This is a genomic window from Polaromonas sp. UBA4122 (assembly GCA_002381615.1).
Classification (GTDB): Bacteria; Pseudomonadota; Gammaproteobacteria; order Burkholderiales; family Burkholderiaceae_C; genus Polaromonas.
Genome location: DFWY01000084.1, coordinates 54,124 through 78,775, shown reverse-complemented (window position 1 = coordinate 78,775; position 24,652 = coordinate 54,124). Strand labels below are relative to the sequence as shown.

The window sequence follows — 24,652 nt, the reverse complement described above, 5'->3', positions numbered from 1 at the left end:
GGGGGGGGGGGGGGGAGCCGTTACACCACGTTTGACGCGAGGCATGTATGTACTCCTTGTTCGTCGTTAATTAAATGCCACGGCCCGGCAGCATCTGTGCCATGCGACCCATATCGGTCTCATGAACAGCCACTGAACCACGCAGATGACGTTTATTTTTGGTGGTCTTCTTGGTCAGGATGTGACGCTTGAAGGCTTGACCGCGCTTAACGGTGCCACCAGGACGAACGCGGAAACGCTTTTTAGCGCCGCTCTTGGTCTTCATTTTGGGCATATCAATGCTCCTTTTCATTTGTGCTCGTGAGGCGCTGCGAACCTTCCGCAGACTTGACAGCCCCGAGCCACTTGTTAGTGGCAAGTTTTAAAGCCTGCCACTTGTCGTGACGGCATTTACCACCGTCACCTTCGGGAGGCTAGCTTGTCGCCTGCCTCCACCGGAATGCCGTCAGGCACCCCCTTCAATAGCCCGCTGGTAATTCAACCAGCAAGCCTTGTTAAAAAAATTAGCCCGGCCCTCAGGCTGCGGCGGACGGCACCGGTGCAGCTTCTGCCACCGGCTTGGCTCCAACTTTCTTGCGGCCCGGCGCGATCATCATGACCATCTGCCTACCCTCAAGTTTGGGAAACTGCTCCACCAATATCAAATCTGCCAACTCATCACGAATACGCGCCAGAAGGGCCAAGCCCAGTTCCTGGTGGGTGATTTCGCGACCACGAAAACGCAAGGTAATCTTGCACTTGTCCCCATCTTCCAAAAAACGCTTGATGTTGCGCATTTTGATGTTGTAGTCGCCCTCGTCAGTGCCGGGCCGGAACTTGATTTCCTTGACCTCAATCACTTTTTGCTTGGACTTCGCTTCCGCTGCCTTCTTCTGCTCGGCATACTTGAACTTGCCGTAGTCCATGAGTCTGCACACTGGCGGCACCGCCGTGGGGGAGATTTCAACGAGGTCTACATCTGCCTCACCCGCTAAGCGCAGCGCCTCCATGATGCTGACAACACCCAAAGGCTCGTTGTCTGGCCCAGTCAGACGTACTTCAGGGGCCATGATTTCACGGTTCAAGCGGTGCTTGCGTTCTTCGCGGTGACGACGGTCACGAAATTCAGTAGCGATGGTGCTAATCCTTCAATATTTGCTATAAAAGCTATAGCTGCTTGCGCCCGTCTCACAATGACGAGAGGCCGAATTCATCAACAAATTTGTCAAAAATCAGGCTTTTTGTGCAATGTCGGAAGCGATCTTCTCGGCAAACGCTTCAAGGGACATTACTCCAAGGTCTTTGTTGCCCCGGGCGCGCACTGAAACCGCTCCAGCGGCTTTCTCTTTGTCGCCCACGACAAGGATGTAAGGCAGCTTTTGCAGCGAGTGCTCGCGTATTTTATACGTAATTTTCTCGTTGCGCAGGTCCAAGTTGACCCTAAGCCCTTGATTTTGCAGCATTTTGGCAACTTCCCGGGCGTAATCAGCCTGGGAATCGGTGATATTGAGCACGGAAACCTGCTCGGGAGCCAGCCAAGTCGGCAGCGCACCAGCGTGTTCCTCGATCAAGATACCGATAAATCGCTCAAGGCTGCCCACAATCGCCCGGTGCAGCATTACGGGGCGGTGGCGGGCGCCGTCTTCGCCCACATACTCAGCATCCAGGCGCTCCGGCATCGAAAAATCGACCTGCATGGTGCCGCACTGCCACTGCCGACCAATGGCATCTTTGAGTGTGTACTCGATCTTGGGGCCGTAAAACGCGCCTTCACCCGCGGAGATTTCGAATTCGCAACCCGAGGCGCGCAGGCTTTCCATCAACGCGTGTTCGGCCTTGTCCCAGCCTTCATCGGCGCCAATGCGCTTTTCCGGGCGGGTGGCCACCTTATAGATGATGTTGTTGAAGCCAAAATCCTTGTAGACCTTCTGCAGCAAGGTCGTGTAGTTGCTGCATTCTTCCAGTATCTGTTCCTCGGTACAGAAGATGTGGCCGTCGTCCTGCGTGAAGCCGCGCACGCGCATGATGCCGTGCAGGCTGCCTGAAGGCTCGTTGCGGTGGCACTGGCCGAATTCACCGTAGCGCAGCGGCAAGTCGCGGTAGCTCTTGATGCCCTGCTTGAAAATCAGGATGTGCCCGGGGCAGTTCATCGGCTTGAGCGCGTATTCACGTTTTTCGCTTTCGGTCGTGAACATGTTCTCGCGGTATTTGTCCCAGTGCCCGGTCTTTTCCCACAGCGTCTTGTCGATGATCTGCGGTCCCTTGACCTCCTGGTAGCCGTTGCCCTGGTATACCTTGCGCATGTACTGCTCAACGCCCTGCCAGACCGTCCAGCCCTTGGGATGCCAGAACACGAGGCCAGGCGCGTGGTCATCGATATGGAACAGGTCCAGCTCCTTGCCCAGCTTGCGGTGGTCGCGCTTTTCAGCCTCCTCAAGCATCGTCAGGTGCTGCTGCAACTCATCTTTGGTGGCCCACACGGTGCCATAGATACGTTGCAGCATCTCGTTGCGGTGGTCGCCCCGCCAATAAGCGCCGGCCACCTTCATGAGCTTGAAGAATTTCAGTTTGCCCGTGCTGGGCACGTGGGGCCCACGGCACAGGTCTTCAAACGCGCCTTCGCGGTACAGCGACACGTCTTCATTGGCAGGAATGCTGGCAATGATTTCAGCCTTGTAATGCTCGCCAATTCCCTTGAAATACGCCACTGCTTCATCGCGTGGCAAGACGCGGCGCGTGATCGGCTCGTCTTTTGCGGCGAGTTCGGTCATGCGCTTTTCAATGGTGACCAGGTCTTCCGGAGTGAAGGGTCGTTTGTAGGAAAAGTCGTAGAAAAAGCCGTTTTCGATCACCGGCCCGATGGTGACTTGCGCCTCTGGAAACAACTCCTTGACCGCGTAGGCCAGCAAATGGGCGGTGGAATGGCGAATCAGCTCCAGGCCATCGGCATCCCTGGCAGTGACGATGGACACCGCACTGTCCTTGTTGATGAGGTAGCTGGTGTCGACCACCTTGCCATCGACCTTGCCGCCCAGAGCCGCCTTGGCCAAACCGGCGCCAATGGATGCGGCCACATCGGCCACAGTCAGCGGATGGGGAAATTCGCGTTGGGAACCGTCGGGAAGCGTAATCTGGATCATGGCAAATGGCAAATGGCGAAAGAAGGGGGGGGCAAGGAACAAAGCGCGGCTGCCGTGCTTTGGAATTGAGTTGATGGGTACTTGGCGCCGAAGGCGCGCGGCGCACTAGCGACCTTCAGGGCGTAAAAAACCTCATCGGTGTAGTTCGCGGTGTCATGACCATGTGCCTTTCTCGCTCTTGCAATGGCTGTTGATGTGACTAAACTTGATTGGTGGATTCTAACTGCCCGCCTCAGGACAGGCCGTCACTGCATCAGGGTGTAACAATACGGTAAAGAAGCGCTCCGAAGCTGGGCCGTGTCGGCTCCGAACGATCAGCAAGCGTTGGTAAGCATAACGATCAGCCGTTTTGGAATGATCAACCTCAGGAGATACATGATGAATTCAAGCTCCGTTTTTCGCATCGCCGCCGTATGCGCGGCCACCACGATGGCGCTGTCGGCATGCGTGGTCGCTCCGTACCCGCAACGTCAGTTGGTTTACGCCCAGCCAGCCCCGGGTGAACCTGAAATCATGGTTGGCGTAGCACCCCCCGCACCGTACGTGGAAGTCATGCCCGTAGCACCTTTCCTGGGCGCGCTCTGGATCAGCGGGTATTGGGGTTGGTCACAGGGGCGACACCAGTGGGTCCCCGGCCGATACGAGCGCCCACGCCCCGGCTATCGCTGGGAACCTCATCATTGGGTCCAGGGCCAGCGCGGCAACTGGCATCTGCGCGGTGGCGGCTGGGTACATTAAGAGCCGATAAAAAAAAGCCCGGGAGCAACGCCCCGGGGCTTTTTTGTGAGCAGCTCGACGCTCCAGATCAGTGGAACTGCTCTTCTTCGGTCGAACCGGTCAGCGCGGTCACATTGGACTTGCCGCCCTGGATCACGGTGGTGACTTCGTCGAAGTAGCCGGTGCCAACTTCCTGCTGATGCGACACAAAGGTGTAGCCACGGTCGCGTGCCGCGAATTCAGGCTCTTGCACTTTCTCTACATAGGCCGTCATGCCGCGCTGGACGTAGTCCTCCGACAGATCGTACATGTTGTACCACATGGAGTGGATGCCGGCGAGCGTGATGAACTGGTACTTGTAACCCATGGCGCCGAGTTCGCGCTGGAACTTGGCAATAGTGGCGTCGTCCAGGTTTTTCTTCCAGTTGAACGAGGGCGAGCAGTTGTAGGCCAGCATCTTGCCGGGGTGAACCTTGTGCACCGCGTCGGCGAACTTCTTGGCGAAGTCCAGATCAGGCGTGCCGGTTTCGCACCACACCAGATCGGCATACTGGGCGTAGGCATTGGCGCGCGCCACGGCTTGGTCCAGTCCCTTGCGGGTCTTGTAGAAACCTTCGGCCGTGCGCTCGCCGGTGAGGAAGGGCTTGTCGATCTCGTCGTAATCCGAGGTCAGCAGGTCGGCGGCTTCCGCGTCGGTGCGGGCAATCACCAGCGTGGGCACGCCGCACACGTCGGCCGCCATGCGGGCGGCGATCAGCTTCTGGCAGGACTCGCGGGTGGGCAGCAGCACCTTGCCGCCCATGTGGCCGCACTTCTTGACGGAGGCGAGCTGGTCTTCCCAGTGCACGCCGCCGGCACCAGCCTTGATCATGGCCTTCATCAGTTCGAACGCGTTGAGCACGCCGCCAAAGCCGGCTTCGGCATCGGCCACGATGGGCGCGAAGTAGTCGATGTAGCCCTTGTCACCCGCGTCGATGCCCTTGGAATGCTGGATCTCGTCGGCACGGCGGAATGTGTTGTTGATGGTCTCCACAACCTTGGGCACCGAGTCCACCGGGTACAGCGACTGGTCCGGGTACATGGAGCCGTAGTTGTTGTTGTCGGCAGCGACTTGCCAGCCCGAGAGGTAGATGGCTTTCACCCCGGCCTTGACCTGCTGCATGGCCTGACCACCCGTGAGCGCCCCCAGGCAGTTGACATAGGGCTCGCTGTGCAGAATGTTCCACAGCTTCTCGGCACCACGGCGCGCCAGGGTGTGTTCAATCGGGAAAGAGCCACGCAGGCGGACCACATCGGCGGCGCTGTAGCCGCGCTTGATGCCTTTCCAGCGCGGATTGGTCGCCCAGTCTTTTTCAAGTGTAGAGATTTGTTGGTCGCGGCTCAATTGTTCGGTGAAGGTTTGTGGCATGGTTTGCTCCGGAGGTTGAATAGAAAGTGGATTAACTTGATGGGTTAACTCTAAGTCTTCTACAAGATATTTTTACGCTCTTATGTCTTATATAAGATGAAAATTAATCTCAATGAAATCAATTACATTTCATTAAAATATTGCTATATGAAATTTAATTTCTTATATTGAGAAATTTTTTGCACTGCACCATTTTTAATTTTCATATTGCGACATCAATTTATTGGATTATGAAATCCAATGTGTAATCAACATCGCAATACCAATAATCGGGGATTCCAGCGGGCGATCAACAGGAGAGAACAACCCTGCACTCTGTCCCGACTCACCCACCCGGGGGTGCAGGGTTCAAATCCTTGTTCAAAGTAAGGCATGATTTCAGGCTGGCGCCTGACCGTTACATCGACCAACCTGGCCACTCAACCCGACCGGCCGCAGGGCCGTTTGCAACAGGGATCCAGAATTTAATGAACCGCATTGTGGCGTATGCCTGCCTCGCGCTCAGCATGTCTTTAGTGGGCAGCTACGTGGCGCTTTCCAAACCTCTGGTCGCGGCCTTGCCGGTCTTCCTGCTGGCCTGGCTGCGCTTCGGCATAGGCGGCTTGAGCATGATGCATTGGCTCAAAAAGCCCGCCCTCGAGATCCCCATGAGCGGTCAGACACGGCGCCTGCTGTTTCTCGAGTCGTTTCTGGGCAATTTCCTGTTTACGATCTGCATGCTATTTGGCATGAGCATGACCAGCGCGGTGGCCGCCGGCGTCATCATGGCGTCCATTCCGGCCGCAGTGGCGGTGATGAGCTGGCTTTTCCTGCGGGAACGCGTCAACCCGCGGGTCTGGGGCGCTGTCGCCTGCGGAGTCATCGGCATTGGCCTGGTGTCGCTATCAAAAAATGAGCTGCTTATGCCCGTGGATACTGGGCTAACGGCAAATTTTGTATCAAAAACCTCATGGCTGGGCAATCTGCTGCTGCTGGTCGCAGTGCTGTGCGAGGCGTCCTATGCCGTGATCGGGAAAAAACTCACGGGCGTGCTCAGCCCGAAGCGCATCACGGCGCTCATCAATCTTTGGGGATTTGCATTGATCACGCCGCTGGGCCTGTGGATGGCCTGGGGGTTTGACTTTGCTCATGTGGCGCCGTCGGCCTGGTTGCTGCTGCTGTTTTATTCACTGGCCGCCAGCGTGTGGACCGTCTGGCTCTGGATGACCGGGCTTAAAACCATCCCCGCCAATCAGGCCGGTGTGTTCACCGTCCTGCTGCCTGTCAGCGCGGCGGCGGTGGGCGTCATCGCACTAGGCGAAACACTCAACGGCACTCAGGTCGGCGCGTTCGCCATCGCGTTAACCGGCGTGGTGCTGGCTACCTTGCCACAACGTGGGCTAGAAAAGCCCGAATAGCAGCAGCCAGACCGCGCCATGCTCGGTCGTCACTTCGCTGCGGTCCGCCATATCGAACAAGGATCCAAGAGGCAGCCCTCTGCGGCAAAGACAGGTCCGGCAAGAAAAGGCGCATCGACATGAAGTCGGGACACAAGTGCGACCTGATCGTGATGGCCTCACATGGCCGCCGCGGGCTCAAGCGTCTGCTGCTGGGCAGCGCAACGCAGCATGTCCTGACGCACTCGCACCTTCCGGTTCTGGTTTTAATGTAAAACGGCCTGTAGCCCATACTGCATAGGAGAAATCAGCTCCTGAATCAATAGCAAATAGGCGTCTTTTCAGATGAACAGGCGCTTGTGCTGCTCGCGCAGTACGTTCTTTTGCACCTTGCCCATGGTGTTGCGCGGCAGCTCGCTGACCACAAAGCACTGCTTGGGAATCTTGAAATTGGCCAGCTTGGACTTGAGCGCGGCCACCATCTGGCCAGCATCCAGCGTGACACCCGGTTTAGGGATGACGACAGCCACGCCCACTTCGCCAAAGTCCGGGTGGGGCACACCTACCAGCGCGCTTTCAGCCACGCCTGGCATGTCGTTGATATAGCCTTCAATCTCGGCCGGGTAGACGTTGTAGCCACCACTGATGATCAGGTCCTTGCTGCGCCCCACAATGGTGATGTAGCCACGCTCGTCAATCTTCCCCACATCGCCAGTTTTGAAATAACCGTCCGCCGTAAATTCCTCTGCGGTTTTTTCGGGCATGCGCCAATAGCCCTTGAAGACATTCGGCCCCTTGACCTGAATACCGCCAATCTCGCCAGCGGCCAAAAGCTGGCCATCATCACCCTGCACGCGCAGGCTCACGCCCGGCAGCGCAAAACCCACGGTGCCGCCCTGCCTTTCGCCGCCCTGGTAAGGGTTGGAGGTGAGCATGGCGGTCTCGGACATGCCGTAACGCTCCAGAATGGTGTGGCCGGTGCGCTGCTGCCATTCGTTGAAGGTTTCAATCAGCAAGGGGGCCGACCCCGCGATGAAGAGGCGTATGTTGCGACAGGCTTCTCGGTTCAGTCCCGGCTCGGCAAGCAGGCGCACATAGAGCGTAGGAACCCCCATGAACACGGTGGCTTCGGGAAGCTTTTTCACCACCAGCTTGGGGTCAAATTTAGACAGCCAGATCATCTTGCTGCCGTTGATCAGCGCGCCGTGTATGGCCACAAACAGGCCGTGTACGTGAAAGATGGGCAAGGCGTGAATCAGCACATCGCCCTTCTTCCAACCCCAGTAGTCCTTGAGTACCAGCGCATTGCTCAGCATATTGCCGTGCGACAGCATGGCGCCCTTGCTGCGGCCGGTGGTGCCGCTGGTGTACAAAATCGCGGCCAGGTCGTCCTCTTGCATGACGGCCACCGCGTGCTGATCGCTGCAGTGCGCGGCGCGATCCAGCAAGGAGCCGCTGCGATCGTCGTCCAGCGTGAACACGTTCTGCGTGCCCGCCTTAAAGGCGATCTTGCTGACCCAGCCAAAGTTTTTGCTGCTGCACACCACAACCGCCGGCTCTGCGTTGCCGATGAAGTACTCGATTTCAGCGCTCTGGTAGGCGGTGTTCAGGGGCAAAAATACATAGCCTGCGCGCAAGGTCGCCAGGTAAAGCACCATGGCCTCTACCGATTTTTCAACCTGCACCGCGATCCGGGATCCGGCCGGAAGCCCGAGCGACTGGAGAAGGTTGGCCATCATGGCCGTGGCGCGATCCAGATCACGCCATGAATAATTCAGGCTGTTGTCGGTTTCAATAGCTACCTCATCCAGCGAGGCGGGAAAGGCAGCACGCAGCGTTGCAAACAGGTTGTGGTTTTTCATAGGAATCAGACTGTCAGGAAATTGGAACTTCAAGCTCTATGTTCAGTGAACAAACTGCGGCGGGCGTTTTTCAATGAAAGCTGTCACGCCCTCACGGTGCTCGGCAGAGGCCGCATAGTCGTATGAATTTGCTATTAAATCAGTAGCTGCCTGCGAATTCAGGACGGGCGATAGAGCCCTAAATGTCTGTTTATTCAGGCGTGCGGCCAGCGGCGCAAGTTGGCTGATATGGCGGGTAAACGCCAGCGCCGCAGCGCTAATCTCACCCGCTGGCACCAGTTTGGTCAGGAAACCGCGCTGCTTCATCTCGGCCGCATCCAGCACGGCCGCCGACAGCAGCATCTCGCGTGCGGTCAGCTCGCCCACGGCGCGCATGACCAGCGCCGCCTCGCGCGGCGCCATGGGAAAGCCGAGCTTGGCAATCGGCGCGCCAAAGCGGGCGGTGTCGCTGGCAATCCGGATGTCGCAGCAACTGGCAATTTCCACGCCGGCCCCCATACAGTTACCCTCAATCTGGGCAAGAATGGGCACGTCGCAGTCGAGCATGGCCTGCAAACCGCCCCACACGTCGTTTTCATGAAAGTCGCGCAGGCTGGTTTCATTGAAGCGGAAACCCGCGTATTCAGAAATATCACCCCCCGCGCAAAAGTGGCCGGTGCCTTCAGGGCTGCCTTTCAACCGGTGGCCGCACACCACCACACAAGTCACCTCACGACTCTGTTGGACGTGCTGAAACACGGCGCGCAACTCACGCCACATCAATCGTGACATGGCGTTGAACTTGCCCGGATGAGAGAGAGTCACCCACGCCACCGAGCCCGAGTTCTCCAGCGAAACGGTGCCGCTCATAGGACACTCATCGGCCAAACAGCGCGGAGCGTCGGGGCAACAGCACGCAGCGCAGGGCCGCCCCAGGCCAGTTCAGTCCCCTCGGGAAATTCGGCCACCACTGTCACCAGTTTGGTTGGCCAGCCCGAATGGACGTGGCTGCCGAGGGACAACGCCACCATGCCGACCGCCACAGCACGCAACACAACGCGCCGGGAGCGCTTTACTTCAAGGCTGAATGTCATGTTTGCTCCTGCCCTCGCTGACTCGAAAAGAAAACATGAAGATATATATCTGTGATGCCGCTAAAGGTGGAGATTTTGCCCTGTTCCAAAAAGTGGCCGGCGTTTCAGCGCCCGCTCAGGGTGTCATGCCAGCTCGGGGCAGTGCTTTTCGTCAACCGTATCACGGGCCTCAATCCAACATTCGGGACACCCAGGCCACCACGGCATCCCCGCTTTGAAAGTCATCTACCGAACGGGCCGGGACATCAGGGTATCGGGCATTCCACATTCTGGACAGGCTTTGCCCTGGGCCGACCTCCAGCACACAGCGCACCCTGCGCTCCGCCAGCGTCTCCATGCAGCGGTCCCACTGCACAGTGCTGGCAATCTGACCTGACAACGCCTGTTTAAGTTGGCAGACTTCGCGCACGCTGCCGCCGGTGAGATTCGCCACAAGGTGCACACGTGGCGCCTTGAACAGCATCGGTTCAATGGTCCGAGCGAAGGCCTGTGCTGCGGATGCCATCCAGGGCGTATGGGAAGCCAGTCGAACCTGCAATCTTGAGCAATGAGCACCCGAGCGAACAGCGGCCTGCTCCGCAGCGGTCAGCGCGGCGCAGGGGCCACCCAAAACCACGCTCTCATCATTAATCCTGATGGCCACTGCCAGGCCGTATTGTGTACATATTTCGCTAATGTCATGCGGCCTGAGGCCGCTGACGGACAGCAGGCCTGTGTCCAGCCCTGCGACACTGAGGTCCATTTCAATGGCACGACATCGAGCCAGGCGCATGGCCTCGCCCGCTTCGAACACCCCTGCGGCACAGAAGGCGGCCAACTCCCCAACGCTGTAGCCTGCGATCGCCACTGGAACGGGCAACCGGGAAGCAAGCTGTTGCCAAGCCGCAAGGCATAGCCCTGTCAACAAATACTGAGCAACCGTGTTCTGCGTGGCCCACGCAGGATCATCCAAACGAGCTCGCCAGTCGCTTCCCAGTTCTCTCTCCAGCAAAGACAGCGGATTGCCTGCTTGCGATCCGCCATCAATCCAGGGCAGCATCGCCGGATGCTGGATTCCCTGTCCCGGGAAGAGCAGCGCCAGACTCATGGGAAGCCTTTGCAGACCTTCATGACCCAGCAGGCAGCCGCCAGTATGTCGGCGGCGCCACCCGGTGACAAATGGCGCGCCACGAAGGCCTGATGAATAGACTGGGCATGGGCCATGCCATCAGCCCGGGCAGCTCCTCCAGCACCAAGAAAATCACGGGCAGCCTGCTGCGCATAGCGCAGTCCCGCAAGACCGCCCCGGTGAGCGAGGTTGGTGTCATCCAGGTGGGCGATGATGTGAAACAGTGCCTCGATCCGGGCGGATCGGACGTCCAGACCTTGCCTCAATGACGCGCGCAGCACCGGCACCGCCGTGTTGAAAAGAACAGGAAAACCGAGAGAGGCTTCTTCTCCCGCGCTGCGTAGGCCGAAAAGCCGCGCCGCACTTTGGCCGTTGGAAATCGACCCGTGACCACAGCGTTGTACCAGCGCGTCACCCCACTGAGAAAGCAATCTCTCCTGTATCGCACCAGGGCTCAAGGGTTTTTCATTCGCGAGCAGCCAGCCGGAACTGGCACACAACAGACCGAGGCTGAAGATGGCGCCACGGTGGGTGTTGACGCCTTGCGTCGCCTTCAGCATACGGGTTTCGGCCGCCAAGCCCGCCTGCTCCAGCAAGAAAAAGGAGGCGGCTTGAGCGCCCAGTGCGGCAATACATGGGAAGTAGTGGCGCAGGGAAAACAGGCTGCGCATAAAGGTGCGGGCATCCATGTCGTGATGGCTGCCTGCGTCTACAAAGGAGACCAGACCCGGTTTTGGATCCAGAGCAAGCTCATCATAGAGTGCGGCCGTGGCTGCGCGGCCGATGCGCAGTAGCGCTGCGTCGGCCACTGCAGGCCGAACCGGGCGATTGCTGGCAACGCAGGCCAAGTTTGGCGCACTCATGCCACGGCCATGGTGCCGATGTGTTCGCCTGGTGGCTGCCGAAGCCAGGATTTTCCCCGCTCAAGGGCAACACCATTGAGCCGCTTGACCAGCACGCTACCGACCCGGCCTGTTCGCCATTGCCGCCACTCGCGCCAGGCCACTGCGGACCCATCATAAAAAGCGACTTCTCCATCCAGCCGGGGATGGGTCATCGTCGCATGGTGGAGAAGTTCGCACACCGCATCGGCTATATCGGGACTGTCCACGAAGAGGTAAAGATCCAGGTCCGATTGGTCACGTAGGTATTCCAGTCCCGTGATGTATTGCCAGCCGTAGCTGCCGTAGACAAGCGCTGTCACGTGCAGCTTCGCTAGCTCACCGCACAGCTGGCGCCACATGGGACGCACCGGCTGCGGCAGCAATCCGTAAACAGCAAGCGCTGGCGCAAATTCATCAAAGGACAGTACATTCCATTGCGCCGCTTGCACGCATAGCCTGCGCCGCTCCCAGCGCTGCGGGGCAGGCAAGCCAAGCGCAAGCATGTCCTCTGGCAGCTCCGCGCCCTGCCTTGTCACTACCAAAGGGAAATGATGCGTTGCCCAATAGACCAGACACTCGCGAGCCTGCTCATCCCATGTCATCGAGAGCACGCTGGCCCATCCTGCATTGCTGAGCCGCACCAGTTGATGTCGTCGCTGCGCTGCCATGTCCCTAATCTCCAGATGACTCAGGCGGAGAGCACCTGCTGCATCACGAATTCGGCCAGTTTTCGGCCGCCGCGCGCAGCGCCGTCTTGTGCACGCACGTCTTGTGTCGGCGTGGTGGCCAGTGCGTCACGCAAGGAGGACTGCAGGTCACCCTGCCAAAGGCCCCGCACCCCCCCCATAGCCACGTAGTTCTGCACGCCGGGCGCAAACACTGGGTTAGCTTGAGACAGCTGGGTCAGGTGTTCTTCGGAGAGCTTGGTGACGCGAGCCATAGCAGGAATCCGCATGACGCGAATCTCTGCTTCCGGCAGTGCGTAGCATGCATCCGCAATCAAACCTGAGGTAATGAAGCCACCCGACAGCGCCTGGTCGTACACCAGTCCGATCACGCGGTGACCACGGCGACGTGCCAGATCGATACAGCAGCCCAGATGCGCCATGGCACGGTTGATGCCGAGCAACTCATCCCGCCGACGCAGTTGCTGCCCCTGGGTATCGATCAGCAGCAGGATAGCCCGCCCTGGATACCGGGCCATGGTGTCGAGCACCGCCCGCGCCTGGGCCAGCGCTAACGCCACACCAATCGGCGCATGGTGCGTTGTGCCAATGACCGTCAGAGGGTTCCCGTCAAATTGCACCGTTCCATGTAAAAAATCATCCTCGGCGACAATGCCGGCAGACGCGCCGAATAGTTTCTGGGCCAGGGTATTCCATTCCATCAATGTTCTCCTCAGTGAGCAACCAAGGCTGCTGACGGATGGCGCAAGGATCGCACTGTGTCTACATCCATATCTGGTACCTGCGCAGCCTGCGAGATACCCAGCCGCGCCCATAGCGCAATGGCGTCGGCACCCTCGCCGGCATCTTGTAAGCGCCGCACCAGCAGGGTATGCTCTTCTTCCAAAGCGTCAAGGGTCAACGGCCGGATCGCCGGCAGTGCGTTCAATGCAGCGGAACGAAAAGCCTGCACATCGTCTTCCACCAACTGATCACAGTCGCCCGTCAAATAGCGATGCTTGCCGCCCGTGGTGCGCCACACGAGTGCGCGATCGCGCGAATCGAACTCTTCCACGCCATGCGATGCCTCGATGACTTCAGGACCGGACATCGCCATGCGCCCCACGTCACTCATCACAATGTGGTCGGCACAACGAGCGACAATGCCCATGCCGCCAAAGCATCCGTTAGCGCCGCCAATCAGTACAATTACTGGGATGCCTGCCGCCCGCGTGTCCAGCAACGCGCGCATCACTTCCGACACGGCAATGAGGCCGGCATTGGCTTCATGCAAACGCACCCCGCCCGACTCGGCCAACAACAGTACTGCGGCGGGCCTGTCGCGCTGGGCGCGCCGCAGCAGGCCGGTCAGTTTGGCCCCATGCACTTCGCCAACGCCGCCTCCCATGAAGGCGCCTTCCTGGGCCGCCACCATAACCGGCTGCCCGCCAATCGCACCGCGTCCGATGACAACGCCGTCATCAAAAGCGGAAGGGACGCCAAGCTGTGCCAAGTGCGGGCTGGTCAGCCGCTGCGCCGGACCCAGCCATTCCTGGAAGCTGCCAGCATCAAGCAGGTAGGCCAGACGCTCGCGCGCCGAACATTCCAGATAGCTGATAGTGGGCGCTACGGTCATGTCAACTCCGATACGGCCTGGTTAAGCCGCAGACTGACAACGGCCGGTGTAGCCCCCATGTCGTTGATGGAGACGACGACGCCTGAGAGTTTGTGCTGTTCATGAAAATTCCGCACCACGGCCTCCCAAATGGTTCTGAAGCCACGGGCAGAGGTTTCCACATGAAAAACGCATTGCATTGACGTTGCAGGCTCAAGCATCACTTCCAGATTTCCGGAGCCGACGACGCCAACCAGCACCGGGGAAAATTTGCCCGCGGGCTTTGTACCGGGAAATTCAAATGTGAGGACTTCAATCCTTGTGGGAATGCTCATGGGGACCTCTGCGGTTTTCTGAATCACCAGTTTCTGAAACGCTTGGGCGGCTGGTACAGTCCGCCCGATGCGCGGACCAAATCGCGCATGGAGCGTGCTGCCAACAGGTTCCGTGTAGCGCTGCGCGGGTCGATACCAATGTCTTCGGGACGGCGGATCACGCCTCTATCCCGCAAATTCTCGACCATGCGGCGATCACGAGCCAGACCCACAACCGTAAAGCCCGCCACACCGCGGATTGCCTGCTCGCGTTCTTCATCGCTACGGCACAGCAACAGATTCGCAATGCCCTCTTCGGTAAGGATGTGGGTCACATCCTCGCCGTAGATCATGATGGGCGGCAAGGCCATGCCGGACTGATCGGCAAGCTGCCAGGCATCGAGCGTCTCGACGAAAGCTGGCTGCATGTGCTCGCGAAAGGTCTCGACCATCTGCACCACGAGCTTCTGCCCACGCGGCGTGCCGCGTGCACCGGACAGCCCGGTGCGGGCCTCGCGCCCAGCCTTCAGCCACGCCGGGCTGGTGTGGCGCCGGCCGCGCGCATCAGCGCCCATGTTGGGTGCACCGCCGAAGCCGGCGATGCGGCCCAGCGTGGCGGTGGAGCTGTTACCCGCGAGATCGATCTGCAAGGTGGATCCGATGAACAGGTCGCAGGCATAGTGGCCCGCCGCCTGGCAGAACGCACGGTTGCTGCGCAGGCTTCCATCGGCGCCGATGAAAAATACATCAGAGCGGGCACGAATATAGTTTTCCATGCCTAGTTCGGAGCCGAACGAGTGGATCGATTCGACCCAGCCCGCTTCGATGGCGGGAATCAGCGCCGGGTGCGGGTTCAGCGCCCAATGCTTGCATATCTTGCCGCGCAGGCCCAACGATTCGCCGTAGGTAGGCAGCAGCAGTTCGATGGCCGCGGTGTCGAAGCCGATGCCATGGTTCAAACGCTGCACGCCATATTCGGCGTAGATACCTTTGATCGCCATCATCGCCATCAGCACCTGGATCTCGGATATCTGCGCCGGGTCGCGTGTGAACAGCGGCTCGATGACGTTGGGCGTGGGCGCGAGGATGACGTAGTCGACCCAGCCGGCCGGCACATCGACGCGCGGCACCTTGTCGACGATCTCGTTGACTTGCGCGATCACAATGCCGCCGCTGAACGCCGTGGCCTCGACGATGGCGGGCGTGTCTTCGGTGTTCGGCCCGGTGTAGAGGTTGCCCTGGGCATCGGCCGCATGCGCGGCGATCAACGAGACCCGGGGTGTCAGGTCCATGAAGTAGCGGCCGAAGAGTTCGAGGTAGGTGTGGATTGCGCCAATCTGCAGGCGGCCTTGAGACACCAATTGCGCCAGGCGCGACGCTTGCGGGCCGGAAAACGAGAAGTCAAGCTTGGATGCGATACCGTTCTCGAACACGTCAAGGTGCTCGGGCAATGCGAGCACCGACTGCACCATGTGCAGGTCGTGTATCTGTTGCGGGTCCACCTGCACCAGCGCCCGTGCCAGGAAATCGGCCTGCTTCTGGTTGTTGCCCTCCAGGCAGACGCGGTCGAAGGGTTCGAGCACCGCATTGAGCAGCGCGACTGCGTGTTCGCTGGCCACGCTCTTACCCTGTAGCGCCGGGCCAAGTGCGCCGGCCACCCGCGCCAGACGTTGCGTGCGGTTGGCAGCCCGGGTATTCCAGGCACGTGGCTCGGCGTGGGCGTTCATGGCCTGACAGCGACCGCGCCCATCACCGCGTCCGGTAGCGCGGTGGCAATGCCGGGAAACACGCAGATCAGCACCACCGCCAGCAGCATCAAACCCACAAAGGGCAGCACACCCCAGATGATGTCGTTGAGGGAAATGTCAGGTGCGATGTTCTTGATGACGAAGAGGTTCAAACCCACTGGCGGATGGATTAGACCGGTCTCCATCACGATCGTCATCAGCACGCCGAACCAGATCAGGTCGAAGCCCGCGGCCTTGAGCGGCGGCAGGATGATGGGCGCCGTCATGAGGATGATACTGACCGGCGGCAGGAAGAAGCCGAGCAGCATAACCATCACCAGAATCGTTGCGAGCAGGAACCACTTTGACAGGTGCATGCCGACGACCCATTCCGCAGTGGACTGGCTGATGTGCAGATAGCTCATCACGTACGAGAAAAGCAGCGACATGCCGATGATCATCATCAGCATGGTCGACTCTCTCAACGTCGAGGTGAGGATGGGCGCCACATCTTTCGGACGCCACACGCCATAGATCAACGCAATCAACGCCAATGCGAGCAGGGCACCCAGTCCAGCGGTCTCGGACGGCGTGGCAAAGCCGCCGTATAGCGCGACCATCACGCCGATCAGCAGCAGCACGAAAGGCACAACGCGCGGCAGCATCTCAAACTTCTGGCGGGTCGTGAAGGTTTCGTTTGCCAGCAGCGCCGAAGCCGTGCCCGACCGCTTGTACTCGGCCTCGGCGAGCTTGTATTCCTTGCGATAGCGCAGAACCGCATAACCAGCGAACAACATCACCAGCAGCACGCCGGGAAAGATGCCGGCAAGGAATAGCCGCCCGAGTGACTGCTCGGCTGCGACCGCATAGAGAATCATCGTGATCGACGGCGGCAGCAGGATGCCCAGCGTGCCTCCCGCGGCGATGATGCCGGCGGCAAAGCCCGGCGAGTAGCCGCGCTTGCGCATTTCCGGGATGCCGGCGCTGCCGATGGCCGAGCAGGTGGCCGGGCTGGAGCCAGCCATGGCCGCGAACAGGGCGCAGGCAAACACATTGGCAATGCCCAGACCGCCGGGGATGCGGCCCATCCACACGTGCATCGCCGCGTAAAGGTCCTGACCCGCGCGCGACCTGCCGATCGCTGCTCCCTTCAGGATGAAGAGTGGAATCGACAGCAGCGTGATGCTTGCCATCTCCTCGTACACATTTTGCGTAACGGTGTTGAGCGCCGAAGCCGGCATGAACAGGTACATGAAGAGCACCGCCACGCTGCCCAGCGCGAAGGAGATCGGCGCACCCGAGAACATGAAGATCAACGTCACCGCCCCAAACATCAGGCCAAGTGTGAGCATGGTCATTCGGTGACTCCCACGGGCTTCTTCGTGAGCGCATTGACGCGGGCACTGAGTTGCACGAATAGCTGCAGGCTAAGCAGCGTCATGCCCGCCGCCATGAACCCATATGGAATCCATAGGGGTGGCGCCCACGAGGACGAGGTGGTTTGGTGCTCGGCCCAAGCCTCGTGGAATAGCGTCCATGACTTCCACGCGAAGAAGGTGCAGAACATCACGCCCAACAGGTCAACGAGCATGAGGCGCAGCCGGTTCAGCGACCTCGGCAGCATGCCCGCGACGGCTTCGATGGCCACATGGCCACGCAACGCCTGCACGAACGCGCTGCACAGAAAGGTGGCGCCGACGAGGCAGAATACCGCCGCTTCGTCCTGCCAGTCAGTGGAGGCTTTCATCACGTAGCGTGAAATCACGCTGTAAGTTAGCACGACCGAGGCCACGAGCAACGCGATCATGCCCAGCGTGACCAAGGCCTGATTGACCCGCAGCAGCACGCGGGCCAGCGGTTGCAGTAGCCTCGGCGTGTCGGGATCAATGCCAACTATGGCAGACCCGATTTCAATACCATGGGTCATAGCAGTTTTTGTGCGGCTTTCAGCAGCGCAGCGCAGGACTCGCTTTTCCCGCCGAAGTCTTTCCACGCCGTCTCGCGCGCGATGACCTGCCATTTCTTAAGCGTGGCCTCGTCCATGTCATAGACCTTGGCGCCTGCCTTCGCGTAGATGTCGACAACAGCCTGATCGTCCGCGCGGGCGGCGTCGCGGGCGAAGACTTCGAGTTCGGCACCCACCGCCATGACCACATCCTGCTGGGCCTTGGGCAGCTTGCCGAACACCTCTTTCGAGATCATCAGCGGCTCGAACATGAACCAGTAGGTCCTGTTGCGACCGGAGGTCAGGTGCTTGGCGATCTCTTCGAGCTTGAACGAGATGAAGCTGGTGCTTGAGGTCATCGCTGCTTCCATCGCACCGGTCTGCATCGCGGCGTAAATCTCGTTCGAGGGCAGCGTGATAACCGAAGCGCCGGCTTGCTTGAGCATCATGTCCATCTCGCGGCTGCCACCGCGCACCTTCAGGCCCTTGGCATCGTTGGGCGTCACCAGCGGCCTGGACCGGCTGGCCACCCCGCCGGCCTGCCAGACCCAGCTGACGATGATCACATCCTTGTCGTCGAGCACCTTGGCAAGCAGTTTTCCAACCTCGGCGGTCTTCCAGGCCGCGCCTTGCTCATAGCTCGGCACCAGCGCAGGCATCAGGCCGATGTTAGTCTCGGCCACCTCGCCGCCAGCATACGACAGCGGCACCAGACTCATGTCGAGCGCGCCTTTACGCATCGACGAGAACTGGGCGTTCGTCTTCATCAGCGATGAACCAGGGTAGACAGAGCCCTTAAGTGCCCCACCCGTTCTCTTTTCGACCTCGACTGCAAACCGCCGGCACAGCCGATCACGAAAGTCGCCCTCTGTCAGGGATCCACCGGGAAACTGGTGGGAGATTTTCAATCCCCCTCCGGCTTGGGCCCAAGCCCCATCCGCCAGCCCACCGAGAGCGGCACCGCCCACAGAACCGATGAAATTTCGTCTTGTCAAAGTCATTGTTGTCTCCTTGGTTGAAATGGATGGGCAATTTTTCACCGCCTCTATTCGAAAAGTAGGGAATAAAAATTATAAAAAAATCGCAAAAAATTGGATTTGACTGAATTATGTATACAGACATATAGTCTATGTATTAGGTGAATACCCTAGAAAATACAGATGAGATCGTTAAGGCATACATCAGACATATAGAATAATTGCATGAGCAAGTTATCAGAGTATTTACGCGAAGCCATTGAGGAAGAGATTGCCACCGGCCTCTTGATGCCCGGCGCGCATCTTGACGAGACCGATCTCGCTAATCGGTTCAACGTATCAAGAACCCCGATCCGCGAAGCAATCAGTCTGCTGGCTGGTGAAGGTCTGCTGGAAATACGCCCCCGGCGCGGTGCGGTGGTGGCGCGGGTCACACCACAGCGTTTGATCGAAATGTTTGAGGTGATGGGGGAACTTGAGTCCATGTGTGCGCGGCTGGCCGCGCGGCGGATAACCGAAGCAGAGCTGCTGGCATTGGAGTCAGCCCATGAACAGTGCCGCAACGCAGCGGCAAGCAGCGACCCTGACGCCTACTTCTATGCCAATGAAGACTTCCACCACAAAATTTACCTGGCCGGACACAACACCTACTTAAGCGAGCAGGCGTTTGCGCTCCAACGCAAGCTCAGGCCTTACCGGCGGCTGCAACTGCGGGTCCATAATCGCCTAAAAAAATCATTCGATGAGCATCAAACCATTCTCGACGCCCTTCGTGAGAATGATGAAGAACGAGCTGCCGCCACAATACGGGGGCATGTCGTGGTGCAGGGGGAGCGCTTTACTGACCTGCTCGCAGGCTTGGCGCAAATGGAATTAGCGCAGATCAACGCATTGCAGCTCGTACCATCCGCGCCGCGGAATCTGGCACCAAAAACCAAAGATGCACTGACCACATAAAGAGCCAACTATTCCGTTGGCTTGTTCAGGGACAACGTGCCGTGATTTTCCCGAACCACCACCACAGTCCCGCCCCCCAAAAATCATGGGCACACTCAAACATTGGCCCATGCTCATGCCCAAGGCGAAGACCTCGAGAAAGTCGTCAGGCTCGGGGGAAAACTCGGCGATGAAACGGAACACACCATAGCCCACAAGGAAGGTCCTGAGGCCGGACAAGTTCTAAGTACAGATCAAATATACAAATCTTCAATGCTGGCCGATGCGGGGATTTTCCCCCGGCAAGCAAGGCGCGGTGCTTGTCCAGGCGCTTCAAGTTGTAAAGGTAATTCACCATCAAGCCGTAAGACTGTTTGAGCCCTTTGGGTGAAGGGTCGCCAGCCCAGTTGATCCGCTCAATGCGAGCGCCGTTGCCCAGATGAAAGCGCGCCACCGGGTCGATGGGCTTGCCCTCTTGCAGTACCTGACCCAGGTAATGCGCTGCACATTGCAGCAGCATCAGGCGGACAGGCGATTTCTCAGGCAAGGCCAGCGCGTCTTCGGCGGCAGACAGCAAGGGTCCTGCTGTGGGCGGCTCAACACCGATGGCGCGACCCAGCGCTGAGCGCTCCTTGTCGCCCAGTGTCGAAAGCATGGCGGCCGCATTCTTGCCCAGCCAACTCCGAAATCCCGGAATCGGCGAAAGCGTGGCAAATGTCTTGAGCTTTGGAAACTCTTCCTTGAGCGTTTCAACCACGCGCTTGATCAGCGAATCGCCAAAGCGCGCACCGCGCAAGGCCGCCTTTTCCGGGGCCAAGGAACGTCTGACTAGCCCTCTACCTACCGCCCTTCTATCAGCCCAAGCTACACAGACCCCATCGCTGCGGTAATTTCAAATAATTACGTGTAATTATGAAGAGCAGGAAATCCGAAATCAAGCGGACTGCACCATAAAACCACAGGTAAAACCCCGCGTACCTTCCGTCCGGAGCTCCAGAACGGGCCATCGGGCGCGAGCCGATTAGCGATCAAATAAATAGCTGTTTATGTCCTTTTTATAAGGGAATTCCGCGTTTTGTAGACCAAACCCAGAGCCAGATGCCCGCGGCGATCATGGGCACGCACAGCCACTGGCCCATGCTCAGACCCAGGGCGAGGATGCCGAGAAAGTCGTCGGGCTCACGGAAAAACTCGGCGATGAAACGGAATACGCCATAGCCCACCAGGAAGGCCCCTGAGACCTGCCCCATCTTGCGCGGTTTGCGGGCGTACAGCCACAGCAGCACAAACAGCAGCAGGCCTTCCATCAAAAACTGGTAGACCTGCGACGGGTGGCGCGGCAGCATGGAGCCGCTGTTCTTAAATACCATGCCCCACGGAAGATCGGGGTCGCTGAAACGTCCCCACAGCTCACCATTGATGAAGTTGCCCACCCTTCCTGCGGCCAGCCCCGTGGGCACGCAAGGCGCAATAAAGTCCATGACTTGCAGCCAGGGCCGCTGGCGCGAGCGCGCAAACCACAGCTGCGAAGCCAGCACTCCCAGCATGCCGCCATGAAAGCTCATGCCGCCCTGCCAGACCGCCAGAATCTCCAATGGATGGGAGGCGTAGTACCCGGGCTTGTAGAAAAGGCAATAGCCCAGTCGCCCGCCGATCACCACACCCATGACCCCCATAAATAGGATGTCTTCAATGTCCTTGCGTGACCAGGCTCCGGGGCCGGTGATGGACGCATACGGTTCATGCCGCAGACGCCGGGTGGCCAGAAAAAAGAACAGGCCGAAGGCCGCCAAGTAGGTCAGGCCGTACCAGTGAATGGCGATCGGGCCAAGCTGAAGCGCGATGGGGTTGATTTGCGGATAAACGAGCATGGGGGTATTTTGCACGCAAGTGATATGGCCCCCACGCTTTTCACTTCGTGTAATGCGCTGCCCCCCGAGGGGGCTGAACTTGCTTGGGGCGGCCCGGCGCTGCGTTCGATGGCTCCCACGCTTTTCACTTCGCGTACTGCATTGCCCCTACGGCTTTGGGGTGGCCCGGCGGTCGGTCTGTGGCCCCTACACGAGTTGTGGGTGAGACAAAGCCTTCAATTGGGCGCTTGGCCGATAAACGCAACAAAGCGCGACAGCACCGGGTTCACGTTCGCGCTGGACCAGACCAGGCTGGTCTCACATTCAGGGACCTCACTTTGGGCAGCCTGAGCGTTCTGGGCACTAACGGCTCTACCCACAGCTCTTTCCGGCGGTTTTCCGGCAGACACGCTGCGGTAAACCACACCCGCCCGCTGGAACTGCCGCACACTTTCAGGCACCCACGCAACACCGAGGCCAGCGGATACCAGATTCACGATGGTTTGCATCTGGATGGCTTCCTGTGCCACGCGCGGCAATTGCCCGGCGGCGTGGTACATCGTAAAAATCGCATCATAGAGCGAAGGCAGGATGCGCCGCGGGAAAATCACCAGGGGCTGCTCCAGCAGTTCCTTGAGCGTGAGTCTGTCTTTGCCCGCGAGCTCGCTTTGCTCAGGCATCGCCACCACCAAGGATTCTCGGGCGATGCGCTGGAACGCCAGGCCAGGCGGCGCAAATCCAGGCGAATGCAGGATGAAACCGGCGTCGATTTCGCCGCGCTCCAACGCCTGAAGCTGGACATCGCCGGTCGCTTCAATCAGCTCCAGTTGCACCTTGGGGTGCTGCTCACGGAAGGCCCGGACCCAGCGCGGCAGCAAATCAAACCCGACCGTGGAAACAAAGGCAAGCCGCAAGCGCCCCGCTTCGCCGTCGGCACTGGCGCGCGCATAAGCGGGCAAGGCCTGGGCACGCGCCAGCAGGTCGCGCGCCTCAGGCAACAAAGCAGCACCCGCCGCAGTGAGCTGAACGCTGCGCTTGGTGCGGTCAAAAAGCTTGAGGCCCAGCGTGGTCTCAAGCTGCGCAATGGCTTGGGTCAAGGGCGGCTGTGTCATGTTCAGGCGCCGGGCCGCACGGCTGAAATGGAGTTCCTCGGCCACGGTCACGAACTGGCGCCACAGGCGAAGCTCAATCAAAGGCGGTTTACGGGAATCAGTGATGGTGACGAGATTATTCATACGCCATACATATTAATACAACATAAACAATGGATTTGAAAGAATTAGTCAAAGCACGCATACTTGGCTTTCCGATAAAAATCCTCACGAGACACCCCATGGAAACAAAAACTATCCAGCTCAATCCCCGCAGCAAAAACATCACCGAAGGCAAATCGCGCGCGCCCAACCGCTCCATGTACTACGCCATGGGCTACGAGGCAGAGGACTTCAAGAAGCCGATGATCGGCGTGGCCAACGGCCACAGCACCATCACGCCTTGCAACAGCGGCCTGCAAAAGCTCGCTGACGCAGCCATTGCCGCGATTGAAGAAGCCGGTGGCAACGCGCAGGTGTTTGGCACGCCCACCATCTCGGATGGCATGTCTATGGGCACCGAAGGCATGAAGTATTCGTTGGTGTCACGCGAGGTCATTTCCGACTGTATTGAGACCTGCGTGCAGGGCCAGTGGATGGACGGCGTGCTGGTGATCGGCGGCTGCGACAAAAACATGCCGGGCGGACTGATGGGCATGCTGCGCGCCAATGTGCCTGCCATCTACGTCTATGGCGGCACCATCCTGCCCGGCCATTACAAAGGCCAAGACCTCAACATCGTGAGCGTGTTTGAAGCCGTGGGCGAAAACGCCGCCGGCCGCATGAGCGATGAAGATATGCTGCAAATTGAGCGTCGCGCCGTCCCCGGCCCCGGCTCGTGTGGCGGCATGTACACCGCCAACACGATGTCGTCCGCCTTTGAGGCACTGGGCATCTCCCTGCCCTACTCCAGTACCATGGCCAATCCACACGACGAGAAAATGAACTCGGCCAAAGAATCCGCCAAGGTCCTGGTCGAAGCAATCAAGAAAGACATCAAGCCGCGCGATATCGTCACCAAGAAAGCCATTGAAAACGCCGTGGCCGTGATCATGGCCACCGGCGGTTCGACCAACGCCGTGCTGCACTTCCTGGCCATTGCGCATGCCGCCGGCGTGGAATGGACGATTGACGACTTCGAGCGCGTCCGCCAGAAAACACCGGTGCTGTGCAACCTGAAACCTTCCGGCAAATACCTGGCCGTGGACTTGCATCGCGCAGGCGGCATCCCGCAAGTCATGAAGACGCTGCTGACAGCCGGCCTGCTACACGGCGACTGCCTGACGATTTCCGGGCAGACCATCGCGGAGGTGCTCAAGGACGTGCCCGATGTACCGCGTGCCGACCAGGACGTGATCCGCCCCATCAGCAACCCGATGTATGCACAGGGCCACCTCGCCATCCTCAAGGGCAATCTGTCGCCTGAAGGTTGCGTGGCCAAAATCACCGGACTGAAAAACCCCGTCATGACGGGTCCGGCCCGCGTGTTTGATGATGAGCAGTCTGGACTCGCAGCCATCCTGGCCGGAAAAATCAAGGCCGGTGACGTGATGGTCTTGCGTTACCTCGGCCCCAAAGGCGGCCCCGGCATGCCAGAAATGCTGGCGCCCACGGGTGCGCTGATTGGCGCGGGCCTGGGCGAAAGTGTCGGCCTGATCACCGACGGGCGCTTCTCGGGCGGCACCTGGGGCATGGTGGTCGGTCACGTAGCGCCCGAAGCCGCTGCCGGCGGCAACATCGCGTTTATCAACGAGGGCGACTCCATCACGATTGATGCTCGTCAGCTTCTGCTGCAACTGAACATCAGCGACGCCGAACTGGAAAGCCGCAAAGTCGGCTGGAAGGCACCGGCACCGCGTTACACCCGCGGCGTGCAGGCCAAGTTTGCCTTCAACGCGTCCAGTGCCAGCAAAGGTGCAGTGCTCGACGACTATTGATACCTGCTGATTTGTAAATACAAAGAGCCCGTGAATCACAGACTTCAC

25 protein-coding genes and 1 pseudogene are annotated in these 24,652 nt (G+C 59.3%); 5 read left to right on the top strand and 21 right to left on the bottom strand.

Going from position 1 to position 24,652, the window contains the following annotated elements:
• Positions 1 to 70 precede the first annotated feature (70 nt).
• From rpmI to thrS, 3 genes are all read right to left on the bottom strand, one after another.
• Positions 71 to 274 (bottom strand): 50S ribosomal protein L35, encoded by a 204-nt coding sequence (gene rpmI / locus B3F77_RS11690; RefSeq protein ID WP_293605116.1) that lies wholly within the window; start codon positions 272 to 274, stop codon positions 71 to 73.
• Positions 275 to 515: 241 nt separating this feature from the next.
• Positions 516 to 1,124: a translation initiation factor IF-3 gene (gene infC, locus B3F77_RS11685; RefSeq protein WP_293605120.1), complete on the bottom strand. Its 609-nt coding sequence runs from the start codon at positions 1,122 to 1,124 to the stop codon at positions 516 to 518.
• An 87-nt stretch (positions 1,125 to 1,211) separates the two neighbouring features.
• On the bottom strand, positions 1,212 to 3,119 hold the full coding sequence (gene thrS / locus B3F77_RS11680) for a threonine--tRNA ligase (protein WP_293605115.1): 1,908 nt from the start codon (positions 3,117 to 3,119) through the stop codon (positions 1,212 to 1,214).
• A gap of 378 nt (positions 3,120 to 3,497) precedes the next feature.
• Between thrS and B3F77_RS11675 the strand changes: the two genes are divergently transcribed.
• Complete coding sequence (locus B3F77_RS11675) at positions 3,498 to 3,857, top strand: hypothetical protein (RefSeq protein ID WP_293605114.1); 360 nt, start codon at positions 3,498 to 3,500, stop codon at positions 3,855 to 3,857.
• A 67-nt stretch (positions 3,858 to 3,924) separates the two neighbouring features.
• On the opposite strand, the gene aceA is transcribed toward B3F77_RS11675, so the two are convergent.
• Positions 3,925 to 5,244 (bottom strand): isocitrate lyase, encoded by a 1,320-nt coding sequence (aceA, locus tag B3F77_RS11670; protein WP_293605113.1) that lies wholly within the window; start codon positions 5,242 to 5,244, stop codon positions 3,925 to 3,927.
• A 467-nt stretch (positions 5,245 to 5,711) separates the two neighbouring features.
• On the opposite strand from aceA, the gene B3F77_RS11665 reads away from it, so the two are divergent.
• Both B3F77_RS11665 and B3F77_RS20990 read left to right on the top strand, forming a co-directional pair.
• Positions 5,712 to 6,641, top strand: a complete 930-nt coding sequence (locus B3F77_RS11665; protein ID WP_293605112.1) for a DMT family transporter — start codon at positions 5,712 to 5,714, stop codon at positions 6,639 to 6,641.
• On the top strand, positions 6,638 to 6,895 hold the full coding sequence (locus B3F77_RS20990) for a universal stress protein (RefSeq protein WP_414703003.1): 258 nt from the start codon (positions 6,638 to 6,640) through the stop codon (positions 6,893 to 6,895). Before B3F77_RS11665 ends, B3F77_RS20990 begins: the two co-directional genes overlap by 4 nt.
• 66 nt (positions 6,896 to 6,961) lie before the next feature.
• Here B3F77_RS20990 and B3F77_RS11655 read toward each other — a convergent pair whose 3' ends face one another.
• The 13 genes from B3F77_RS11655 to dctP all read right to left on the bottom strand — a co-directional run bounded on the left by B3F77_RS11655 (position 6,962) and on the right by dctP (position 18,814).
• Positions 6,962 to 8,482: a malonate--CoA ligase gene (locus B3F77_RS11655; protein WP_293605111.1), complete on the bottom strand. Its 1,521-nt coding sequence runs from the start codon at positions 8,480 to 8,482 to the stop codon at positions 6,962 to 6,964.
• Between the two features lie 42 nt (positions 8,483 to 8,524).
• Positions 8,525 to 9,331, bottom strand: coding sequence for an enoyl-CoA hydratase/isomerase family protein (locus tag B3F77_RS11650; protein ID WP_293605110.1), 807 nt, complete (start codon positions 9,329 to 9,331; stop codon positions 8,525 to 8,527).
• Positions 9,328 to 9,555, bottom strand: a complete 228-nt coding sequence (locus B3F77_RS11645) for a hypothetical protein (RefSeq protein ID WP_293605109.1) — start codon at positions 9,553 to 9,555, stop codon at positions 9,328 to 9,330. The genes B3F77_RS11650 and B3F77_RS11645 overlap by 4 nt, the downstream gene beginning before the upstream one ends.
• Before the next feature lie 169 nt (positions 9,556 to 9,724).
• Positions 9,725 to 10,642: an acyltransferase domain-containing protein gene (locus tag B3F77_RS11640; RefSeq protein WP_293605108.1), complete on the bottom strand. Its 918-nt coding sequence runs from the start codon at positions 10,640 to 10,642 to the stop codon at positions 9,725 to 9,727.
• A complete protein-coding gene (gene mdcB, locus B3F77_RS11635; protein WP_293605107.1) occupies positions 10,639 to 11,526 on the bottom strand; it encodes a triphosphoribosyl-dephospho-CoA synthase MdcB in 888 nt (295 codons plus the stop codon). Before mdcB ends, B3F77_RS11640 begins: the two co-directional genes overlap by 4 nt.
• Complete coding sequence (gene mdcG, locus B3F77_RS11630; RefSeq protein WP_293605106.1) at positions 11,523 to 12,215, bottom strand: malonate decarboxylase holo-[acyl-carrier-protein] synthase; 693 nt, start codon at positions 12,213 to 12,215, stop codon at positions 11,523 to 11,525. The genes mdcB and mdcG overlap by 4 nt, the downstream gene beginning before the upstream one ends.
• A 20-nt stretch (positions 12,216 to 12,235) precedes the next feature.
• Positions 12,236 to 12,934, bottom strand: coding sequence for a biotin-independent malonate decarboxylase subunit gamma (locus B3F77_RS11625; protein WP_293605105.1), 699 nt, complete (start codon positions 12,932 to 12,934; stop codon positions 12,236 to 12,238).
• Positions 12,935 to 12,945: 11 nt separating this feature from the next.
• Positions 12,946 to 13,848, bottom strand: a complete 903-nt coding sequence (locus B3F77_RS11620) for a biotin-independent malonate decarboxylase subunit beta (RefSeq protein WP_293605104.1) — start codon at positions 13,846 to 13,848, stop codon at positions 12,946 to 12,948.
• The gene (gene mdcC, locus B3F77_RS11615; RefSeq protein WP_293605103.1) at positions 13,845 to 14,162 is read right to left on the bottom strand and encodes a malonate decarboxylase acyl carrier protein; all 318 of its coding nucleotides are present in this window, start codon (positions 14,160 to 14,162) and stop codon (positions 13,845 to 13,847) included. Before mdcC ends, B3F77_RS11620 begins: the two co-directional genes overlap by 4 nt.
• Positions 14,163 to 14,185: 23 nt before the next feature.
• Positions 14,186 to 15,868 carry a malonate decarboxylase subunit alpha gene (mdcA, locus tag B3F77_RS11610; protein ID WP_293605102.1) on the bottom strand — a complete coding sequence of 561 codons (1,683 nt, stop codon included), beginning with the start codon at positions 15,866 to 15,868 and terminating at the stop codon, positions 14,186 to 14,188.
• Complete coding sequence (locus B3F77_RS11605; RefSeq protein ID WP_293605101.1) at positions 15,865 to 17,226, bottom strand: TRAP transporter large permease; 1,362 nt, start codon at positions 17,224 to 17,226, stop codon at positions 15,865 to 15,867. Before B3F77_RS11605 ends, mdcA begins: the two co-directional genes overlap by 4 nt.
• Positions 17,223 to 17,795 carry a TRAP transporter small permease gene (locus tag B3F77_RS11600; protein WP_293605100.1) on the bottom strand — a complete coding sequence of 191 codons (573 nt, stop codon included), beginning with the start codon at positions 17,793 to 17,795 and terminating at the stop codon, positions 17,223 to 17,225. The genes B3F77_RS11605 and B3F77_RS11600 overlap by 4 nt, the downstream gene beginning before the upstream one ends.
• A complete protein-coding gene (dctP, locus tag B3F77_RS11595; RefSeq protein WP_293605099.1) occupies positions 17,792 to 18,814 on the bottom strand; it encodes a TRAP transporter substrate-binding protein DctP in 1,023 nt (340 codons plus the stop codon). The genes B3F77_RS11600 and dctP overlap by 4 nt, the downstream gene beginning before the upstream one ends.
• Before the next feature lie 201 nt (positions 18,815 to 19,015).
• Between dctP and B3F77_RS11590 the strand changes: the two genes are divergently transcribed.
• Positions 19,016 to 19,747, top strand: a complete 732-nt coding sequence (locus B3F77_RS11590; RefSeq protein ID WP_293605098.1) for a GntR family transcriptional regulator — start codon at positions 19,016 to 19,018, stop codon at positions 19,745 to 19,747.
• Positions 19,748 to 19,772: 25 nt separating this feature from the next.
• Here B3F77_RS11590 and B3F77_RS11585 read toward each other — a convergent pair.
• The 4 genes and pseudogenes from B3F77_RS11585 to B3F77_RS11570 form a co-directional block, all read right to left on the bottom strand.
• Positions 19,773 to 19,948 (bottom strand): annotated as a pseudogene (locus tag B3F77_RS11585) (prolipoprotein diacylglyceryl transferase family protein); the annotation flags it as partial.
• Positions 19,893 to 20,483 (bottom strand): malonyl-CoA decarboxylase domain-containing protein, encoded by a 591-nt coding sequence (locus B3F77_RS11580; RefSeq protein ID WP_349678411.1) that lies wholly within the window; start codon positions 20,481 to 20,483, stop codon positions 19,893 to 19,895. The gene B3F77_RS11580 and the pseudogene B3F77_RS11585, both read right to left, overlap by 56 nt.
• A 298-nt stretch (positions 20,484 to 20,781) precedes the next feature.
• The gene (lgt, locus tag B3F77_RS11575; RefSeq protein WP_293605097.1) at positions 20,782 to 21,597 is read right to left on the bottom strand and encodes a prolipoprotein diacylglyceryl transferase; all 816 of its coding nucleotides are present in this window, start codon (positions 21,595 to 21,597) and stop codon (positions 20,782 to 20,784) included.
• A 215-nt stretch (positions 21,598 to 21,812) separates the two neighbouring features.
• Complete coding sequence (locus B3F77_RS11570; protein WP_293605096.1) at positions 21,813 to 22,811, bottom strand: LysR family transcriptional regulator; 999 nt, start codon at positions 22,809 to 22,811, stop codon at positions 21,813 to 21,815.
• A 98-nt stretch (positions 22,812 to 22,909) separates the two neighbouring features.
• On the opposite strand from B3F77_RS11570, the gene ilvD reads away from it, so the two are divergent.
• Positions 22,910 to 24,604 (top strand): dihydroxy-acid dehydratase, encoded by a 1,695-nt coding sequence (gene ilvD / locus B3F77_RS11565; protein WP_293605095.1) that lies wholly within the window; start codon positions 22,910 to 22,912, stop codon positions 24,602 to 24,604.
• Positions 24,605 to 24,652: the final 48 nt, after the last annotated feature.

What these genes read in the sequence shown, in the direction of transcription:
- B3F77_RS11590 (WP_293605098.1), top strand. Translation starts at nt 19,016, where the DNA reads ATGAGCAAGTTATCAGAGTATTTACGCGAAGCCATTGAGGAAGAGATT.
- B3F77_RS11625 (WP_293605105.1), bottom strand. Translation starts at nt 12,934, where the DNA reads ATGGAATGGAATACCCTGGCCCAGAAACTATTCGGCGCGTCTGCCGGC.
- B3F77_RS11570 (WP_293605096.1), bottom strand. Translation starts at nt 22,811, where the DNA reads ATGAATAATCTCGTCACCATCACTGATTCCCGTAAACCGCCTTTGATT.
- aceA (WP_293605113.1), bottom strand. Translation starts at nt 5,244, where the DNA reads ATGCCACAAACCTTCACCGAACAATTGAGCCGCGACCAACAAATCTCT.
- B3F77_RS11600 (WP_293605100.1), bottom strand. Translation starts at nt 17,795, where the DNA reads ATGACCCATGGTATTGAAATCGGGTCTGCCATAGTTGGCATTGATCCC.
- B3F77_RS11650 (WP_293605110.1), bottom strand. Translation starts at nt 9,331, where the DNA reads ATGAGCGGCACCGTTTCGCTGGAGAACTCGGGCTCGGTGGCGTGGGTG.
- B3F77_RS11620 (WP_293605104.1), bottom strand. Translation starts at nt 13,848, where the DNA reads ATGACCGTAGCGCCCACTATCAGCTATCTGGAATGTTCGGCGCGCGAG.
- B3F77_RS11675 (WP_293605114.1), top strand. Translation starts at nt 3,498, where the DNA reads ATGAATTCAAGCTCCGTTTTTCGCATCGCCGCCGTATGCGCGGCCACC.
- ilvD (WP_293605095.1), top strand. Translation starts at nt 22,910, where the DNA reads ATGGAAACAAAAACTATCCAGCTCAATCCCCGCAGCAAAAACATCACC.
- mdcB (WP_293605107.1), bottom strand. Translation starts at nt 11,526, where the DNA reads ATGAGTGCGCCAAACTTGGCCTGCGTTGCCAGCAATCGCCCGGTTCGG.
- B3F77_RS11605 (WP_293605101.1), bottom strand. Translation starts at nt 17,226, where the DNA reads ATGACCATGCTCACACTTGGCCTGATGTTTGGGGCGGTGACGTTGATC.
- B3F77_RS11640 (WP_293605108.1), bottom strand. Translation starts at nt 10,642, where the DNA reads ATGAGTCTGGCGCTGCTCTTCCCGGGACAGGGAATCCAGCATCCGGCG.
- mdcA (WP_293605102.1), bottom strand. Translation starts at nt 15,868, where the DNA reads ATGAACGCCCACGCCGAGCCACGTGCCTGGAATACCCGGGCTGCCAAC.
- dctP (WP_293605099.1), bottom strand. Translation starts at nt 18,814, where the DNA reads ATGACTTTGACAAGACGAAATTTCATCGGTTCTGTGGGCGGTGCCGCT.
- mdcG (WP_293605106.1), bottom strand. Translation starts at nt 12,215, where the DNA reads ATGGCAGCGCAGCGACGACATCAACTGGTGCGGCTCAGCAATGCAGGA.
- B3F77_RS11645 (WP_293605109.1), bottom strand. Translation starts at nt 9,555, where the DNA reads ATGACATTCAGCCTTGAAGTAAAGCGCTCCCGGCGCGTTGTGTTGCGT.
- mdcC (WP_293605103.1), bottom strand. Translation starts at nt 14,162, where the DNA reads ATGAGCATTCCCACAAGGATTGAAGTCCTCACATTTGAATTTCCCGGT.
- thrS (WP_293605115.1), bottom strand. Translation starts at nt 3,119, where the DNA reads ATGATCCAGATTACGCTTCCCGACGGTTCCCAACGCGAATTTCCCCAT.
- B3F77_RS11655 (WP_293605111.1), bottom strand. Translation starts at nt 8,482, where the DNA reads ATGAAAAACCACAACCTGTTTGCAACGCTGCGTGCTGCCTTTCCCGCC.
- lgt (WP_293605097.1), bottom strand. Translation starts at nt 21,597, where the DNA reads ATGCTCGTTTATCCGCAAATCAACCCCATCGCGCTTCAGCTTGGCCCG.
- B3F77_RS11665 (WP_293605112.1), top strand. Translation starts at nt 5,712, where the DNA reads ATGAACCGCATTGTGGCGTATGCCTGCCTCGCGCTCAGCATGTCTTTA.
- rpmI (WP_293605116.1), bottom strand. Translation starts at nt 274, where the DNA reads ATGCCCAAAATGAAGACCAAGAGCGGCGCTAAAAAGCGTTTCCGCGTT.